The organism is Pseudoduganella albidiflava, assembly GCF_004322755.1.
GTDB classification, from domain to species: domain Bacteria; phylum Pseudomonadota; class Gammaproteobacteria; order Burkholderiales; family Burkholderiaceae_D; genus Rugamonas; species Rugamonas albidiflava.
In genome coordinates this window covers 6,839,263-6,855,606 of record NZ_CP036401.1, presented here as the reverse complement: position 1 = coordinate 6,855,606, position 16,344 = coordinate 6,839,263, and the positions used below count along the sequence as shown (strand labels likewise).

Here is a 16,344-nt window from a genome sequence, read left to right as displayed (position 1 = left end):
CAACTGAAATGACAAGCAGAGCCAGAAAATTCAATTTTTTCTAAATTTCACGTTCCGTGAAAATTGAAATAAATTGAAAAACCTCGGTTGGACGTGTAGCATGGCGTCATCCATAGGGCATGACAATACGAGGGTCTTTAATGAATGAGCCACGTTACCGCGACGGTGCCGGTCAGGCCGAGGAGGAACTTGTCATGGCTGCCTTGGCGGCGCTGCAAGAGAAAACCGCCATCAAAGGCCACCTGGTAGAACTCGAGCCCGTCAAACCCGGCAGCTATGTACCGGACGCGTGTATCGATCTGGCACATGAGAATGGCACAAGCCGTTACCTGGTCGAGTGCAAATCCCTGGTAGACCGCAGGGGGCAACTCGATCTGGTCCGGCGGCAGCTCGAGTCTGTCGGCGCTCAAGGATTACTGGTCGCACCCCATGTGTCCAGAACCCTTGCCGAGCACTGCAAGGCAATCGGGTTGCAGTTCATCGATACCTGCGGCAATGCTTACCTGCGTGCGCCGGGACTGTTCATCCTTATTAGCGGCGAAAAGGACGACAACAGGCGCCCCGCCTTCGATGCCCCCAGAGGCCTCACGAATCCGGCAGGACTGCGCGTTGTCTTTGCCTTGCTGTCCAGGCCGGAACTCGTCAATGCGCCGTTCAAGGACATCGCGGTCCATGCAGGGGTCTCGCTCGGTACGGCCTATAACGCGCTGGAAGATCTGGAGCGGCGTGGTTATCTCATCAACAAAGGGAAAGCCGGGCGAAGAAAGCTGCTGGAGCGACGCCGCCTGGTGGACGAGTGGATGATCAATTTTCCCACCACGCTGCGTACCAAGCTGAATGGCAGGCGTTTCAGTGCCCCGGATCCCAACTGGTGGCAATCGTTCCATTCAGATGCCGGGTTTGCCTGGGGCGCGGAAGTCGCGGCCGCAAAAATGACCGGCTACCTCAAGCCTGTGACGCAAACGCTGTATGTCGAAGCCACCGACAGAGAGCTGTTGATCAAGACACTGGCCAAGCAATACCGGATCAAGCCTGACCTGAATGGTGAAATCGAGGTGCTGGAAAAGTTCTGGCATTGGCAGCCCGAATCGGCCGACAACGTCGCACCTCCGCTGCTGGTCTATTCTGAACTCCTGGCCATGCTGGACCCGCGCACACAGGAGACGGCAGAAATCATCAAGGAGCGGTTCATTGAAACCACGTTCGATAAGACCTGAACATCCAGTAGACCCGGTGACGGTCGATATCCTTCGTGCTGTAGCGGAAGAGGCACAAGCGGACAACATCGATTACATGCTGGTGGGCGCGACGGCGCGCGACATCTTGCTGACCCATGTACTCGGCCTTGCCCCAACCCGTGCGACGCGCGACGTGGATTTCGCCGTGGCAGTGAAAGATTGGAGCCAGTTCGCTGCCCTGAGAACGAGGCTTGTGGCACGGGGAAGTTTCGAGGAAGCCGGAATCCTGCAGCAGCGCCTCTATTACAAGGGCGAGAAAGGCGATCTGGAATACCAGCTCGACCTTGTGCCCTTTGGCGGCGTATCCCAGGGGACGAGTGAGATTGCGTGGCCTCCGGACATGAAAATCATCATGAACGTAGCTGGCTATGACGATGTTCTGGCCGCAGCGGAGTTGGTGACATTTGCCCCTGGTTTTGACGGCAAGGTCGTTTCGTTGGCGGGTCTAGCCATTCTCAAACTGGTTGCATGGTCGGATCGCGGAAGGGAGAACCCGCGCGACGCCTATGATCTTGTTCACTTGATCGACAACTACACTGCAGCCGGCAACCAGGATCGGGTGTACGGCGAAGACGGCGTCATCGAAGAGGGGGAGTACGACCCGGAGCTGGCCGGCGTATTTCTACTGGGACGGGATATGCAGAGAATGGCAAGCATGCAGACGCCCGCAGTGCTGCAGAAAATCATCGGGCACGACTTTGATCGGCTGGCAATCGATATGACCCGGTCGGTGCGTCATCTGGAGGACGCGGAGCAACGGGTCCAATCGCGTCTGCGTCTCCTGCAACGCGCGCTGGCCTCAATCGAAGTTGCATGAAGTTTCAAACGCGCGGTGCCACGGAGATCACGATTGACGGAGGCTGGTGGCAGCTCTATCATGGCTGACGCCCTTCTCCGCCGGTGCACCAGCACCGCAGGATCAACCCAGAAGCAGAGGGCTGTGATTGGAATTGCCCGGTAATGGCATCCCGATCCAGGTGATGCCTTTGGTTCGCAGTGTCAGTCCCCATGCACGACATCCTTTCCGACCGATTCGTCCGCTCCCACCTGAAGATGCGCCAGCTCGTGCTGCTGGTGGAACTTGGCCGCCATGGCTCGATCCTCCATGCGGCGCAGGCGGCCAACCTCACGCAGCCGGCCGCCTCGAAGCTGCTGGCCGAACTGGAACACGCGCTGAATGTGCAGCTGTTCGAGCGGCTGCCACGCGGCGTGCTGCCCACCTGGTATGGCGAAGTGCTGATCCGCCGTGCCGGCGCCGCGCTGGCGGAGATGGATGCGGCGCACCAGGAAGTGATGGAACTGTTGTCCGGCCTGTCCGGCAAGGTCAATATCGGCGCCGTGCTGACGCCTTCCGCCGGCCTGCTGCCTGATGCGATCAAGCTGCTCAAGACGCGCCATGCGCGGGTGCGCGTGTCCGTCACCGTCGACACCAGCAAGCTGCTGACCGACAAGCTGCGCGCCGGCGAACTGGATATCGTGATCGGCCGCGTGCAGGACTCGCACGCCGCCGGCGAACTGCATTTCGAACCGGTCACCGACGAACCGCACAGCCTGATCGCCGGCGCCGGCCACCCGCTCGCCACTCGCACCGGCCTGACGCTTGCCGATCTGGCCGGGGAACCGTGGATCGTGCCGCCGGCCGGCTCGGTGCTGCGCGACCGGCTGACGGCGCTGTTCCTGTCGCATGGCCTGGAACCGCCGTCGGACACCGTGGAAGCCATGGCGCTGCCCGTCATCGTCAACCTGCTGGCCGGCAGCCGCATGGTGTCGGCACTGCCCGCCGAACTGGTGCGGCCTTACCTGGACATGGGGCTGATCACCGTTCTGCCGTATGACCTGGGGCTGACGATGGACCTGTATGGTATCGTCACCCGCAAACAGCATCGCCTGTCGCCCGGGGCGGAAGCGATGCTTGCCACGCTGCGCGAAGTGGCCGCGCAGCGCTATCCCAGGGAGAATGGATGAAGGCCTGCAAACTGTTCCGTGCCGGCGACCGGCCCGTGCTGGTGGACGAGGATGCCGCGCTGACGCCGCTGTGCAGCGGCGACGAACGCGAAGACCGGCAGTTCGGCAAGGGCTTGCACAAGGAAATCGCGGCCTTGCAGGAGATGTTGTACGCCGAGCACCAGCGCAAGGTGCTGCTGGTGCTGCAGGGCGTCGATTGCGCCGGCAAGGACGGCACCGTGCACCAGCTGTTCCGCAAGATCAATCCGATGGGCCTGCGGCCGGTACGGTTCGACGTGCCCACGGTGGCCGAGACCGCGCGCGACTTCCTGTGGCGCGTGCACCTGCAGGTGCCGCGCAAGGGCGAGATCGCCGTGTTCAACCGCAGCCATTACGAAGATGTGCTGCACCCGATCGTGTATGACCGGATCGACGGCCCCGAGGCGGGCTGCCGCTACGCGCAGATCCGCGACTTCGAACGCACGCTGGCCGAATCGGGCACCACCATCGTCAAGGTATTCCTGCACATCTCGAAAGACGAACAGCGGCGGCGCCTGCAGGACCGCATCGACGATCCGGAGAAGCACTGGAAGTTCGATCCGGAAGACTTGAAGCACCGCGAGAAATGGTCCGAATACCACGCGGCGTATGAAAAGGCGATCGCCGAAACCGACGCGGCCCATGCGCCGTGGTACATCGTGCCGGCCGATTCGAAGCCGCACCGCGATATCGCGGTGGCGGCGCTGCTGGCCGAGACGATGCGCGGCATGAGCCTGGCGTTTCCGGCCGGCGATCCGAAGCTGGCCAAGCTGCGCGTGAAATAGGCGATCCCTCTCGCCCCGAACAGGTTTACTTCGAGGCTTCACCTTCGACGCTTCACCTTCGACGACTACCGCGTCATCCATACATCCGCCCCCGGTTGAATTGGCGCCGGCGGCGCGCATCCCCCGGCCGCCGATTGCAAAAGTGATATTGCCTGGCAAACAAGGTTACACTAGCGCATTGTCTTGCCATCGTGAATATGCCGCCATTCCACGCCCGCCTCGGGCTGCTCCTCGTCGTCCTGGCCCTTCCCATGGCGGCCCGGTCCAGTTCGCACCTCCTGACCGAGTACGCGCATACCGCGTGGCATGGCCAGCGCGGTGCGCCCGCCGACGTCGTGCAGTTTGCCCAGACACCGGACGGCTGGCTCTGGGTCAGTTCGCCCCATGGCCTGTTCCGCTTCGACGGCCTGGACTTCGAACGGATGGACAGCGTGCAGGGCCACCGGCTGCACTCGACCAACACGCTGGGATTGCTGGTCACGCGCGACGGCCGGTTATGGGTCGGCGACCGCTTCGGCGGTATCAGCGTGTTCTCCGCGGGGCGCATGCGTCTGTTCAAGGAGGCCGACGGGTTGCCGCCCGGCTCCGTGATGACGATGACGGAAGCGCCCGATGGCGGCGTGTGGGCCGCCACCAGTACCGGCCTGGGATACCTGGCGCCGGGCGCAGCGCGCTTCCGGCGTATCGGCACTGCCGAAGGCTTGCCGGTGACACGCACGCGCCAGGTGCTGTATGGCCGCGACGGCCGCCAGTGGGTATCGGTCCAGGGCGGGATCTACTACCGGGACCCGGGCGCCGCGCGCTACCGGCGGGCCTGGCCGCATATCGACATGATGGCGATCGCCGAGGCGCCGGACGGCACGATCTGGGGCTCGGACGGCATCGACAAGCACTATCGCGTGCTGGCGGCAGCGCCGCCCGGCAATCCGCCGCCGCGCGCGGAACTGGGCGGCAACGGTGCGCTGTTCGACCGCGACGGCAATATGTGGATCCTGAAGGTGGATGCGCTGGAGCGCCGCAGGGCGCCGTATGTCGGCCCCGCGGCCCGGCCGCAGCAGCTGACGCGCGCGAATGGCCTGAGCGGCCCGCTGATCCAGTCGGCCTTCGAGGACCGCGAGGGCAATATGTGGGTGGGCACCTCGGCTGGCCTGGACCGTTTGCGGCGCACTCGCCTGCGCACGGTCCCCGTCGATACGGCGTTCGACCGCCCCGGCGTGATCGCCGATGACCGTGGCGGTGTCATCATCGGCGACAGCCGCAAGCCGCTGCGCCACTATGACGTCGACGGTGCCGGCACCACGCTCGGCCGCATGGAACTGAGCGCGGCCTACCGCGCGCCCGACGGCGCGCTGTGGTTTGCCAATCACGAGGCACGCTGGCGCCGGACCGCGGCGGGCACGCTGGCAAGGCTGCCGCATCCGGCGGAGGTGAACGGTCACGACACCCAGGCCATGGTGAGCGATCGCCAGGGGCATATGTGGATGTCGATGGCGCGCGTGGGCCTGTTCCAGGTCAGGGATGGCGTGTGGCACAGGAACGGCGGCCTGCCGGGATTGCCGGATGGGCTGGCGCTGGCGCTGGCATGCGATGACGCGGGCCGTATCTGGGCGGCCTACCTGCGCAACAGGATCGCCATGATCGATCGCGGCAAGGTGCAAGTGTTCGACGGGTCCGCTGGCCTGAACCTGGGCAACGTCCAGGCGCTGCTGGTGGACGGCACGCGGATCTGGGCGGGCGGGCAAAATGGCCTGGCCTGGTATGACGGCCAGCGCTGGCATGGCGTGAACCCGGCTGGCGGACAGCCGTTGCGGGGCATCTCGGGCCTCGTCCGCACGCCGGATGGCGACTTGTGGCTGCACGGCTCCGACGGCATCAGCCGCATCGCCGCCGCCGATGTCGAGCAGCTGGTGCGGGCACCGGAGCGGCCGTTGCCCTATGAGCGTTTCGACGCGCTGGACGGCCTGGTGGGCAGCGCCGAACAACTGCGGCCATTGCCATCGCTGGCGCGCAGTACCGATGGCCGGCTGTGGTTCGCCACCGCCAGCGAAGTCGCCACCATCGATCCCGCCCGCATCCCCCGCAACGGCCTCGCCCCGCCGGTGCAGCTGCTGTCGGTGCGTTCCGGCGACATCGCCTATCCGCCCAGCGATGGCTTGCGCCTGCCGGCGGGCAGCCGCGACCTGCAGGTCCGGTACACGGCGCTCAGCCTGGCCGTTCCCGAGCGGGCCCGCTTCCGCTACCGGCTCGAAGGCGTGGACGAGCGCTGGCAGGAAGCGGGCGCGCGCCGTGAAGCGATCTATACCAACCTGCGCCCCGGCACCTACCGTTTCCAGGTCGTGGCCGCCAACGAAGACGGCGTGTGGAACGACAAGGGCGCCACGCTGCGGCTGGTGTTCCTGCCCCGGTTCGTGGAAACCACGCTGTTCGCCGTCCTGATGGCGCTGCTGGCGGTGGCGCTGCTGGGCGGGCTGTACCTGTTGCGCGTGCGCCGCCTGACCGCGCGGATGGTGGACCTGATGCACGAGCGGCTCGCCGAGCGGGAGCGGATCGCGCGGGGCTTGCACGACACCTTGCTGCAAAGCGTGCAGGGCCTGATCATGCTGTTCGACCAGCAGGCGCGCCGCCTGCCGGTCGGTTCCGAAGAGCGCGGCAAGCTGGAACAGACGCTGGACCTGGCCGATGCGCTGATGACCGAAGGGCGCGAATGCATCACGGACTTGCGTGCGGACAGCGCACCCGCCGAACTGGGCCAGGCGCTGACGCAGTACGGCCGCGTGCTGCTGCAGGAACGCTTTGCCGCCAGCATCCATGGCAAGCCGCGGCCGGTGTGCCCGAAGGTGCGCTCGGAAGTGCATGCGATCGTTCGCGAAGCGCTGTTCAATGCATCGCGCCATGCCCGCGCCAGCCTGGTGGAATTCATCATGGACTACCGCGCGGACCGGCTGGTGGTGCTGGTGCGCGACGATGGCTGCGGCATGGCGCCGGCACTGTCGGCGGGCCCGGGCCGGCCGCGGCACTTCGGCATCGTCGGCATGCGCGAGCGGGCGGCGGCGATCGGCGCCGCCTGGCGGCTGGACTCCGCGCCGGGCAAGGGCACGTCGGTGCACCTGGAGATCTCGGCCGAGCTCGCATATCCGGGGCGCCGTTCGGCCGCCCTGTTCAACCGGTTGCGCCCGCGCAGCCGGGCATCCGCCCGGGTGACGTAGGCGCCAGCCGCTCGAAAGAGCTAGTGATGGCGCGCTCTTCGTGGCGAATACAGGCGCCGGAAACGGCGCTAAGCTGTGCAGGCATGAAAACGATTTCAGCCATTCGATGGAAACCATTCGATGGAAGCCATTCGATGTCAGCCATTCGATGCCGCGAATCGATGCAGCGAATCTATGCAGCTATTAACCACGAGAGACCAGCATGACCAACCATACCAACCCGAACCCGCTGCGCCGCAACGTCCTGATGAGCGCAGCCACGGCGGCGGCCGGCGCCGCGGCAGCCGGTGTCACCCTGAATGCGTCCGCGGCGCCCGCGGTTGCGCCGCGTCGCGATGGCGGCATGCTCACCACGCGCGACGGGGTATCGCTGTACTACAAGGACTGGGGCCCGAAAACCGGCCAGCCTGTGGTGTTTTCCCATGGCTGGCCGCTGAATGCCGACAGCTGGGAATCGCAGATGTTCTTCCTGGCGAACCACGGCTACCGCTGCATCGCCCACGATCGCCGCGGGCACGGCCGCTCCAGCCAGCCCTGGGACGGCAACGACATGGACCACTACGCGGACGACCTGGCCCACCTGATCGAGACGCTCGACCTGAAGAATGCCGTGCTGGTCGGCTTTTCCACGGGCGGCGGCGAGGTGGCGCGGTATGTCGGCCGCCATGGCACGAAGCGCACGGCCGGGCTGGTACTGGTGTCGGCCGTGCCGCCGCTGATGCTGAAGACCGCCGACAACCCGGGCGGCCTGCCGCTCGAAGTCTTCGACGGCATCCGCGCCGGATCGGTCGCCAACCGTTCCCAGCTCTACAAGGATATCGCCGCCGGTCCGTTCTTCGGCTTCAACCGCCCCGGCGCGAAGGTGTCGCAGGGCCTGGTCGATGGCTGGTGGATGCAGGGCATGATGGCCGGGCACAAGAATACCTATGACTCGATCAAGGCATTTTCGGAAACGGATTTCCGCGCCGACCTGCGCAAGTTCGACAAGCCCACGCTGATCATCCACGGCGACGACGACCAGATCGTGCCGATCGATTCCTCCGGCCGCGCGGCCGCCGCGATCGTCAAGCACGCCAAACTGCTGGTCTATCCGGGCGCGCCGCATGGCTTGACGGACACCCACAAGGACCAGGTCAACAGCGACCTGCTGGCCTTCCTCAAGGGTTGAAGCGGAACGTGAAGCAAACGCGCGGCTAGAGGGAAATGATGCCGCGCTTGATGGCGATCGCGACCGCATGGGTGCGGTCGCTGGCGCCCAGTTTCGCCAGGATGGTGCGCATGTGGGTCTTGACGGTATCTTCCGCGATGCCCAGCTTCACGCCGATCTGCTTGTTGGCATTGCCGCTCGCGGCGCTGCGCAGTACCGCCACTTCGCGCTCGCTCAGGTGCGGCTGGCCCAGGTGCTCGACCAGCGTGCAGGCCACGTCGGGCGGTATCCAGCGGTTCCCCGCGTGCACCGCGCGTATGGCGGCGAGCAAGTCCTGGCGAACGCTGCTCTTCATCAGGATGCCGCAGGCACCCAGTTCCATCGCGCGGCGCAGGTGGTGATCGCCGCCCAGCGTCGTCAGCATGATCACCCGGGCATTGCCATGCTGCCCGCGCAACGCTTCCAGCGCCTGGATGCCATCCATGACGGGCATCGCGATGTCCATGATCGTGACATGCGGCCGCATGGCTGCGTAGGACGCCAGCACCTCGGCGCCATCCTCCAGCTCGCCGACCACGGCGAGATCCGGCTGGCTGCCGATCGTGTCGACCAGCCCGGCGCGCACGATCGGATGATCGTCGACGACGAGGACGCGGATCGGCGCCGCTTGGCTCGGTTCGGTAGTTCGCAAGGGGGCTCCATGGGCAGGGCGAGGAGGTCGACAGTGTAATACAGCTTCATTTCACCAAGCAATTCACGGCATCGGGCGGCCAGCCCACAGCCCCGCATGCAGATTTTTCACCCACACGGAGAAAGCACATCATGAAATTATCCAGACACCATGCCAAAGCCGCCATGACGGTGGCGTTTTTCGCCGCGCAGGCGCTGTCCGCCGCGTTCGCACAGACGCCGGCGGCAGCCGCCACGCCCAAGTTCGATGCCAAGGGCATCGCCCGGACCGAGACGGTGCGGCGCGATTTCGACGGCAAGCGGGAGGCGATCCAGGTGCGGGTCGACTTTGCCCCGGGCGCGTCGTTTCCCAAGCATTCCCACCCGGGCGTGGAAATCGCCTATGTCCTGAGCGGAACGATCCAGTACGAACTGGAAGGGAAGACCATCACGCTGCAGGCAGGCGAGTCGCTGTACATTCCAGCCGGCGCCGTGCACTCCGCGAAGAACGTGGGGCCGGCCATCACGGCGGAACTGGCCACCTACCTGGTGGAGAAGAACAAGCCGATCGTCATTCTCGACAAGTAAGCGTCCTGGCCACCGTGACGCGGTACGCGCGGACAGTACCTGCGCGGTGGCCTGCGGGGATCAGTTGTAGTAGGGCTCGGGATTGGCCAGCCGGAAGGCGGCCAGTTCCGCCTGCACTTCGGCGCGGGTCTTGCCTTGGCCCGGCGCGGCCTCCGCGACGAATGGGTACTGCTCGCCTGCCACCAGTTCGCCGCGCTCCTGGGCGATGCGCAGTTCGCCACGGACCTGGTCGCGCGTCTTGCTTGACTCGGTCTCGAAGTGGGTGCCCGAATACAGTTCACCGGAAGCAAACAGGTTGCCCGTGCTGGCGGCGCTCACGTGGATGCGGGGCACGTCACCGGGTTGCTGGGCCGAGACCTGCGCGGAAGCGAAGAGGGTGGCGGCGGAGAGGGCGATGGCGAGGGTTTTCATGGCGGTATCCTTGAACGAGATCGGTTATTTTAAGCGATTAAATAGCGTACTACTTATTGGTGACGACTGGGATCAGAAGCGGCCTTCCAGCGCCATCTCGGGGTTCGCCCGGCGATCGGCGGCCAGCTCTGCCGCGACTTCGGCGCGGGTCTTGCCGGTTCCGGCCGCATCGGAGGCAACGAACGGATACTGCTCGCCCGCCAGGATCTCACCGCGTTGCTGGGCGATGTGCAGTTCGGCGCGCACTTCTTCCCGGGTCTTCGTCGAGACGGCATCGGCATACGAACCGGCGTACGAGTCGTCAACGACCGGGCGATTGCCGGATGCCACCGCGGCCGAGTAGTCGGCGATGACTTGCGCCCGGGTCAGCTGGGTGGTAGCCGAGGCATTCACCGAAGCGAACAGGGCGGCGGCGGAGAGGACGATAGCGATGGTTTTCATGGTAGGGCTCCTTGGCAGGTGGGTTCAAGGTAAGTAAGTAGCTGGCTATTAAGTAGTTTGCTACTAATTACGTGGTTTGCTGCTGATTCCGTGTTGCGATGGAAGGATAATAAATCGTGCGCTATGCAATAGCAAGCGATTTTTATACAAAAGTTATTTGCCGAGGGAGCCTGGTTGAAATACGGATGAACGCCTGGCCGAGGCAGGTGCCCGCGGGTTGTCAATTCTGCCCACCGGCATGCCGATCCGCCGTCATCAGCCGCTCGGTCATCCGCTTGACCGCCCGCATCTGCCGCCCGGATTTCACGGCGAAATCCGGGTCGTCGTAGTTGAACCAGTCCCAGCACGCGTTCGGGTTCCTGAACCGGAGCGGCGCGGCCTGCGGGTACAGCATCACGATGCGGTTCGCGTCGGCCCATGGGTTATAGCCGGCATGCCGGACCCATGCTTCCTTGACGAGTGCCGACGTCTGCTTGCAGCCATGGAAGGCCACGTGCAGCCTGCAGCCGGCGCCATCGCGCTCGCAGCCGGGCGGCACGTACAGCCAGCCAGTGGCCGCCATGCCATGGGCGGCCGGGTCGGCCAGGAATTCAGCCTGGTCGAACTCGACCAGCCGGCCGGCGGCGCCATGGCCCGCCTTCGGGGTCAGCGTGCCATAGATCCATTGCAGCAGCTCGCCGGCACCGTCGACATCGCAATCGCTGATGTAGGGAGCGCCGAGCTGGTCGCAGCGGTTGCCGAAGCTTTCGGTCGGCATCGCGTGCTGGGCCCGCACATCCTTGCGGTAGCGGATGTTTTCCGGCGGGAGGTAATGCCGGTAGTACGCCTGCAAGTCGTTCATGACGGCCATCGGCACGACGCTGTCGGCCAGGCCGGAAAACAGCCAGACCCGGTGCCTGGCCAGGTTGGACGTGGGGTCGATCCGGCCGCGTGCGGCGTAGCTGCCGGTCAGCCGGATCAGTTCCGGCACATTGGTGCCGCCCGGCGCGACGCCGCACCAGGGGGTGCCGCTGGTGCAGCTGCAGCGCATGGTTGCCATGCTCAGGTTGCCGCGCGAGCACGAGTAAGGGCCCGCGGCGATGATGCCGGCGCCCGTCACGCTGGCCGAATAGGCGACGGCGAACTGCACCGCCATGTAGCCGCCGGACGACAGGCCGGATACGGACAACTGGCCGGTCTTCATGGCGGGCAGCGGCACGGCGGGCGCCGCGGCCTGGGCGAGCGAAGCCGATAGCAGCGACAACAGCAGCGACGACAGCAGCGTCGCCGCCAGGGAAGCAAGCGCGCAGAGATGACGGAAGGATGAAACACGCTTCATTGAACCGCTCCTGACCGGCACGCGTGCCGCACTCATGGTCCCTGATGTTCTGGAAGCCGGCACGGCGCAGTCCAGCCGGCATACAATGGCTTTTTACCACCACTCGTCGGATTCGACATGAATACTCTGTTCAGGTTCGCGGCCACGTCCGCGTTTGGCTTGCTGGCCGCCTCCGCGTTCGCGCAGCAACCCGCCGCCTCCAGTGCGGGCACGCCGGCAGCCGGTCCGGCAACCGCTCCGGCGGCGGCCCGCCCCGCCAGTTGCCCGGCCATCCTGCACCGCTCGTTCAAGCGCTTGCAGGACGAAGCATCGCAGGACCTGTGCCAGTATGCCGGCAAGGTGGTGCTCGTCGTGAACACCGCCAGCTACTGCGGCTACACGAAGCAGTATGAAGGCCTCGAGGCCCTGCATGCGAAATACGCCGGCAAGGGCCTGGTGGTACTGGGCTTCCCGTCGAACGACTTCGGCAAGCAGGAACCGGGTACGGCCAAGGAAATCGCCGACCTGTGCTTCAACACCTACGGCGTCAAGTTCCCGATGTTCGCCAAGACCGTGGTGTCCGGCAATGCGGCGAACCCGCTGTACGCCGACCTGATCAAGGCCACCGGCAAGGCGCCCGGCTGGAACTTCCACAAGTACCTGATCGGGCGCGACGGCAAGGTGATCGAGAACTTCCCGAGCAAGGTGACGCCGCAGGACAAGGCCCTGGTGGGAGCGATCGAGAAGGCGCTGGCTTCCTGATCAATCGCGGACGAGCTCGAACCCCTCGTCCAGCCACCCGGTCACTCCGCCCGGCATGACCTTCACGGGCCGCCCCAGTCTCGCCAGCCGGATGGCGGCACGGGCGGCGCCGTTGCAGTGCGGGCCGGCGCAATACGTCACGAACAGCGTATCGGCCGGGTACTCGGCCAGCTTCGAACCGATGATCTTGCGGTGCGCGAGATCGACGGCGCCCGGCAGGTGACCCTTGGCGTATTTTTCGGTACCGCGCACGTCCAGCACCACGAAATCCTGCTGCGGCGTGCCCAGCACGCTGTGCACGTCCCAGGAATCCGTTTCAAAGCTCAGCGAAGCTTCGAAATGGGCCAGTGCCGCGTCGGCGGGGGCGGCGGGAACTTCGGTCACGATCGACATGTTTATTCTCCTTGCTGGTTGGTTGACATCGAGGCTTCATTGTCGGGCTGCCGGCCCATGCGGCGCAGTGGCGCGGATGCCAATCTGCGTTAAGATCGCGCCATGACATCGCCCGCCACCAAACCCCACCTGGTCGTCGCGCTGGCCTATGATGGCCTGTGCACCTTTGAATTCGGCTGCACGGTCGAACTGTTCGCGCTCGAGCGCCCCGAGCTGGGCGTGGACTGGTACGACTTCCAGGTCTGCGCGGTGGAGCGGGGGCCGATCCGCGCGGCCGGCGGCATCACCGTGCAGGCCCGCTACGCGCCCGGCCTGCTGAAGAAGGCCGACACCATCGTCATTCCCGGCTGGCGCAACGCCGATGAAGCGCCGCCGCCGGCGCTGGTGGCGGCCCTGCGCGCCGCCCACGCCCGCGGCGCGCGCCTGTGCTCGATCTGTTCCGGCGTGTTCGTGCTGGCCGCGGCCGGCGTGCTCGATGGCCAGCGCGCCACCACGCACTGGCGCTATGCCGAACGGCTGGCGCAGCGCCATCCGGCGATCGCGGTCGAAGCCGATGCGCTGTACATCGACAACGGGCAGGTGATCACGTCCGCCGGCTCCGCCGCCGGGCTGGACATGCTGCTGCACCTGGTGCGCCGCGACTACGGCGCACGGGTCGGCAACATGGTGGCCCAGCGGCTCGTGGTGGCGCCGCATCGCGAGGGTGGGCAGGCGCAGTTCGTGCCCCGGCCGATGCCCGTCGACGAAGCGGGCCGCCTGGCAAAACTGATGGAGTGGCTGCGGCGGCATCCCGCGCAGGCGCACACGGTGGCCACGATGGCGGAACGGGCGGCGATGAGCGCGCGCACGCTGCAGCGCCAATTCCGGGATGCTACCGGCATGGGACCGGTCGAATGGCTGACGCGCGAACGGGTGGCCATCGCCAAGGAGCTGCTGGAATCGCCGCTGCCGCTCGCGCAGGTGGCCGAGCGGGCCGGCTTCGGCTCCGAGGAAACCCTGCGGCACCACTTCCGGCGGCTGGCCGCGACCTCGCCCGGCGCTTACCGAAAAGCATTCCTTGTTGCAGGCACATCCGTCGACTAAGCTGCATGGGCGCGGCCGCCGGCCGCGCTCCGCGAACCTGTACTTTCACAAAGGAGTCCACCATGCCCTATGTCGATGGTTTCGTCGTCCCCGTCCCGAAAGACAAGATCGAAGCGTATCGCGCGATGGCCGAAACGGCCGGCGCCGTGTGGCGCGAGCACGGCGCGCTGGAGTTCCACGAGTGTATTGCCGACGACGTGAAGGCGGGAGAGGTCACGTCCTTCCCTCAGGCCGTGCAGCTGAAGGAGGATGAAACCGTGTTCTTTTCATGGATCGTCTACAACTCGCGCGAAGAGCGCGACGTGATCAACGAGAAGGTGATGAATGATCCGCGCCTGAAGGATACGATGACGCCCGAATCGATGCCGTTCGACGGCAAGCGCATGTTCTGGGGCGGCTTCAACACTTTCGTCAGCCTGTAGTTCCGCCGGTCCGCGGTTTCGCCAGCTTCGCGTTACATCCGCTTCGGGTTACATCCCTCTTCACACTGACGCTGCGCCGGTCACCACTTCCGCGCGCAGCGCACCCCGCAGCGCGTTGCAGACCACGATATCCTCGGCCTGCGCCAGGGCGTCGCGCGTGATGACCGCTTCGGTGGCGCCCCATGCTTCCAGCACCACGGCGCGCATCACGCCCGGCAGCAGGCCGCTGGCCAGCGGCGGTGTCAGCCAGCGGCCATCGATGCGCACGAACACATTGCTGCGGCCCCCTTCGGTGAGTTCGCCCCGTTCGTTGAAGTGCAGCTGGTCGAACGCACCGTGGGCTTCGGCCGCCTTCCATGCCGCATCGTAGCCGGCGCGCAGCGTCGTCTTGTGGCGCAGGAACAGGTCGTCCGAGGTGGTCGGCGCATCGGCCAGCAGCACGCGCACCGGCTGCTGCACGGGCGCCAAAACTCCGCTCTGCACCGCGAAGCCGCCTGCCGCGTTCAATGCCAGCCGCAGGCGGCACTCGGCGCCAGGCGGCAACGCTTCGCAGCCGATCGCGATATAGGCCCTGGCAGCCGCCTCATCCCAACCGAAGCCGAAATAGCGGGCCGAGCGCGCCAGCCGCGCCAGGTGGCGTTCGACATGCCGCGCGCCGCCTTCGCGCGTGGCGTACATGGTTTCAAACAGCTCGAAATCGTTCGACAGGCCGGTGAGAAAGCGCGCCTTCAACTGGCACTCCGCGTATTCGTCCGCCGCCACGCTGTCATACACGATGCCGGCGCCCACGCCCATCTCGCCGCGCCGCACGCCGTCCACTGCCGGCTGCAGGGTCAGCGTGCGGATCGGCACGTTCAGGCAGAAATCCCCCTGCGCGCCGGGCCGCGGCGGATCGAACCAGCCGATCGCGCCCGTGTACAGGCCGCGCGGCTCGGGTTCCAGTTCGGCGATGATCTCCATCGTTCTCCGCTTCGGCGCGCCGGTGATCGAACCGCAGGGATACAGGGCCGTGAACAGGTCCGCCAGCGTCGCATCCGGGCGTACCTGTGCGTGCACGGTGGAGGTCATCTGCAACACGTTGCTGTAGCGCCGCACCTCGAACAGCGCCGGCACCTTGACGGTTCCGGTAACGGCCACCCGGCCGATGTCGTTGCGCAGCAGGTCGACGATCATCAGGTTTTCCGCGCGGTTCTTCGGGTCCGCGGCCAGGGCGGCGGCGCGCCGCGCGTTGTCGGCATCGATGTCGTCGGCCTGGCCCGGCAGTGCCGCCGGCGCGGTGCCCTTCATCGGCTGCGCGGTGAGCGTATCGCCCGCGCGCCGCACGAACAGTTCCGGCGACAGCGACAGCACCGCCGTGCCGTCGTCCGCCAGCACCAGGGCGCCATAGGGCACCGGCTGGCGCGCCCGCAGGCGCTGGTACAGTGCGCAGGGCGCGCCGAACGCATCGAAGCGCAGGCGGTACGTGTAGTTGACCTGGTAGGTGTCGCCGGCGGCGATGTAATCGCGGATGCGGGCGATCGCGGCCGTGAATGCCGCTTCGGTGACGTTGGCGTGGATGCCGGCCAGGCCGGCAACGCCGCCGCCAGCCCCGCAAGCGTTTTCGCGCCCGGCCAGCCAGCGCGCCACCGCCTCGCCGTCCAGGTGCTCGCAGCGGCGGAACAGCAGTACCTGCGCCAGCGGCACGCCCGCTTCGCGCGGCGGGATGCCGGCGATATGGTGACCAAGTTCATAGCTGCACAGCGCCACCGCGTACAGTCCCTCGGCGAGCGCCGCTTCCATGTCGCGCAGCAGTGCCGGCCAGGCATCGAACGTGGCGCAGCGCAGCGTGCGCGCATGGTCCGTCAGCAGGCGCGAATGGCCGCCGGCCGCGGCGTCATCGAGCAGGGCGAAGCATTCCGGGTGCATGGCGTCGCGCATCG

General features: G+C 66.1%; 16 protein-coding genes. 10 read left to right on the top strand and 6 right to left on the bottom strand.

Annotated elements, in window-relative coordinates:
- The first annotated feature begins 140 nt into the window (after positions 1–140).
- From EYF70_RS28485 to EYF70_RS28460, 6 genes are all read left to right on the top strand, one after another.
- Positions 141–1,217: a type IV toxin-antitoxin system AbiEi family antitoxin gene (locus EYF70_RS28485; RefSeq protein WP_165497808.1), complete on the top strand. Its 1,077-nt coding sequence runs from the start codon at positions 141–143 to the stop codon at positions 1,215–1,217.
- Between the two features lie 16 nt (positions 1,218–1,233).
- Complete coding sequence (locus tag EYF70_RS28480; protein ID WP_131148376.1) at positions 1,234–2,055, top strand: nucleotidyl transferase AbiEii/AbiGii toxin family protein; 822 nt, start codon at positions 1,234–1,236, stop codon at positions 2,053–2,055.
- Positions 2,056–2,246: 191 nt separating this feature from the next.
- A complete protein-coding gene (locus tag EYF70_RS28475; RefSeq protein WP_131148375.1) occupies positions 2,247–3,203 on the top strand; it encodes a LysR family transcriptional regulator in 957 nt (318 codons plus the stop codon).
- Positions 3,200–4,006 (top strand): PPK2 family polyphosphate kinase, encoded by an 807-nt coding sequence (locus tag EYF70_RS28470; protein WP_131148374.1) that lies wholly within the window; start codon positions 3,200–3,202, stop codon positions 4,004–4,006. The genes EYF70_RS28475 and EYF70_RS28470 overlap by 4 nt, the downstream gene beginning before the upstream one ends.
- A 197-nt stretch (positions 4,007–4,203) precedes the next feature.
- Positions 4,204–7,212: a sensor histidine kinase gene (locus EYF70_RS28465; RefSeq protein WP_131148373.1), complete on the top strand. Its 3,009-nt coding sequence runs from the start codon at positions 4,204–4,206 to the stop codon at positions 7,210–7,212.
- Positions 7,213–7,414: 202 nt separating this feature from the next.
- Positions 7,415–8,380, top strand: coding sequence for an alpha/beta fold hydrolase (locus EYF70_RS28460; RefSeq protein WP_174800436.1), 966 nt, complete (start codon positions 7,415–7,417; stop codon positions 8,378–8,380).
- A gap of 25 nt (positions 8,381–8,405) precedes the next feature.
- Here the strand turns inward: EYF70_RS28460 and EYF70_RS28455 are convergent, their stop codons facing one another.
- A complete protein-coding gene (locus EYF70_RS28455) occupies positions 8,406–9,050 on the bottom strand; it encodes a response regulator transcription factor (protein WP_131148372.1) in 645 nt (214 codons plus the stop codon).
- A 131-nt stretch (positions 9,051–9,181) separates the two neighbouring features.
- On the opposite strand from EYF70_RS28455, the gene EYF70_RS28450 reads away from it, so the two are divergent.
- Complete coding sequence (locus EYF70_RS28450; protein ID WP_218943737.1) at positions 9,182–9,616, top strand: cupin domain-containing protein; 435 nt, start codon at positions 9,182–9,184, stop codon at positions 9,614–9,616.
- A 60-nt stretch (positions 9,617–9,676) separates the two neighbouring features.
- Here EYF70_RS28450 and EYF70_RS28445 read toward each other — a convergent pair whose 3' ends face one another.
- From EYF70_RS28445 to EYF70_RS28435, 3 genes are all read right to left on the bottom strand, one after another.
- On the bottom strand, positions 9,677–10,027 hold the full coding sequence (locus EYF70_RS28445; RefSeq protein ID WP_131148371.1) for a DUF4148 domain-containing protein: 351 nt from the start codon (positions 10,025–10,027) through the stop codon (positions 9,677–9,679).
- 72 nt (positions 10,028–10,099) lie between these two features.
- Positions 10,100–10,468, bottom strand: coding sequence for a DUF4148 domain-containing protein (locus tag EYF70_RS28440; RefSeq protein WP_131148370.1), 369 nt, complete (start codon positions 10,466–10,468; stop codon positions 10,100–10,102).
- 220 nt (positions 10,469–10,688) lie between these two features.
- Positions 10,689–11,786: an extracellular catalytic domain type 2 short-chain-length polyhydroxyalkanoate depolymerase gene (locus tag EYF70_RS28435; RefSeq protein ID WP_131148369.1), complete on the bottom strand. Its 1,098-nt coding sequence runs from the start codon at positions 11,784–11,786 to the stop codon at positions 10,689–10,691.
- Positions 11,787–11,903: 117 nt separating this feature from the next.
- On the opposite strand from EYF70_RS28435, the gene EYF70_RS28430 reads away from it, so the two are divergent.
- Complete coding sequence (locus EYF70_RS28430) at positions 11,904–12,527, top strand: glutathione peroxidase (RefSeq protein WP_131148368.1); 624 nt, start codon at positions 11,904–11,906, stop codon at positions 12,525–12,527.
- On the opposite strand, the gene EYF70_RS28425 is transcribed toward EYF70_RS28430, so the two are convergent.
- On the bottom strand, positions 12,528–12,920 hold the full coding sequence (locus EYF70_RS28425; RefSeq protein WP_131148367.1) for a rhodanese-like domain-containing protein: 393 nt from the start codon (positions 12,918–12,920) through the stop codon (positions 12,528–12,530).
- 102 nt (positions 12,921–13,022) lie between these two features.
- Here EYF70_RS28425 and ftrA point away from each other — a divergent pair, with 102 nt between their 5' ends.
- Positions 13,023–14,003 carry a transcriptional regulator FtrA gene (ftrA, locus tag EYF70_RS28420; protein ID WP_131148366.1) on the top strand — a complete coding sequence of 327 codons (981 nt, stop codon included), beginning with the start codon at positions 13,023–13,025 and terminating at the stop codon, positions 14,001–14,003.
- A gap of 62 nt (positions 14,004–14,065) precedes the next feature.
- Entirely contained in the window at positions 14,066–14,425 is a 360-nt protein-coding gene (locus EYF70_RS28415) for a DUF1428 domain-containing protein (RefSeq protein WP_131148365.1), read from the top strand.
- Between the two features lie 60 nt (positions 14,426–14,485).
- Here EYF70_RS28415 and pabB read toward each other — a convergent pair whose 3' ends face one another.
- Positions 14,486–16,342, bottom strand: coding sequence for an aminodeoxychorismate synthase component I (gene pabB, locus EYF70_RS28410; RefSeq protein ID WP_229420605.1), 1,857 nt, complete (start codon positions 16,340–16,342; stop codon positions 14,486–14,488).
- Positions 16,343–16,344 lie beyond the last annotated feature (2 nt).

Bases quoted from the DNA above. Each gene is read 5' to 3' on its own strand.
- EYF70_RS28485 (WP_165497808.1), top strand. From the start codon at position 141: ATGAATGAGCCACGTTACCGCGACGGTGCCGGTCAGGCCGAGGAGGAA.
- EYF70_RS28475 (WP_131148375.1), top strand. From the start codon at position 2,247: ATGCACGACATCCTTTCCGACCGATTCGTCCGCTCCCACCTGAAGATG.
- EYF70_RS28470 (WP_131148374.1), top strand. From the start codon at position 3,200: ATGAAGGCCTGCAAACTGTTCCGTGCCGGCGACCGGCCCGTGCTGGTG.
- EYF70_RS28465 (WP_131148373.1), top strand. From the start codon at position 4,204: ATGCCGCCATTCCACGCCCGCCTCGGGCTGCTCCTCGTCGTCCTGGCC.
- EYF70_RS28460 (WP_174800436.1), top strand. From the start codon at position 7,415: ATGACCAACCATACCAACCCGAACCCGCTGCGCCGCAACGTCCTGATG.
- EYF70_RS28450 (WP_218943737.1), top strand. From the start codon at position 9,182: ATGAAATTATCCAGACACCATGCCAAAGCCGCCATGACGGTGGCGTTT.
- EYF70_RS28445 (WP_131148371.1), bottom strand. From the start codon at position 10,027: ATGAAAACCCTCGCCATCGCCCTCTCCGCCGCCACCCTCTTCGCTTCC.
- EYF70_RS28440 (WP_131148370.1), bottom strand. From the start codon at position 10,468: ATGAAAACCATCGCTATCGTCCTCTCCGCCGCCGCCCTGTTCGCTTCG.
- EYF70_RS28435 (WP_131148369.1), bottom strand. From the start codon at position 11,786: ATGAAGCGTGTTTCATCCTTCCGTCATCTCTGCGCGCTTGCTTCCCTG.
- EYF70_RS28430 (WP_131148368.1), top strand. From the start codon at position 11,904: ATGAATACTCTGTTCAGGTTCGCGGCCACGTCCGCGTTTGGCTTGCTG.
- EYF70_RS28425 (WP_131148367.1), bottom strand. From the start codon at position 12,920: ATGTCGATCGTGACCGAAGTTCCCGCCGCCCCCGCCGACGCGGCACTG.
- ftrA (WP_131148366.1), top strand. From the start codon at position 13,023: ATGACATCGCCCGCCACCAAACCCCACCTGGTCGTCGCGCTGGCCTAT.
- EYF70_RS28415 (WP_131148365.1), top strand. From the start codon at position 14,066: ATGCCCTATGTCGATGGTTTCGTCGTCCCCGTCCCGAAAGACAAGATC.
- pabB (WP_229420605.1), bottom strand. From the start codon at position 16,342: ATGCGCGACGCCATGCACCCGGAATGCTTCGCCCTGCTCGATGACGCC.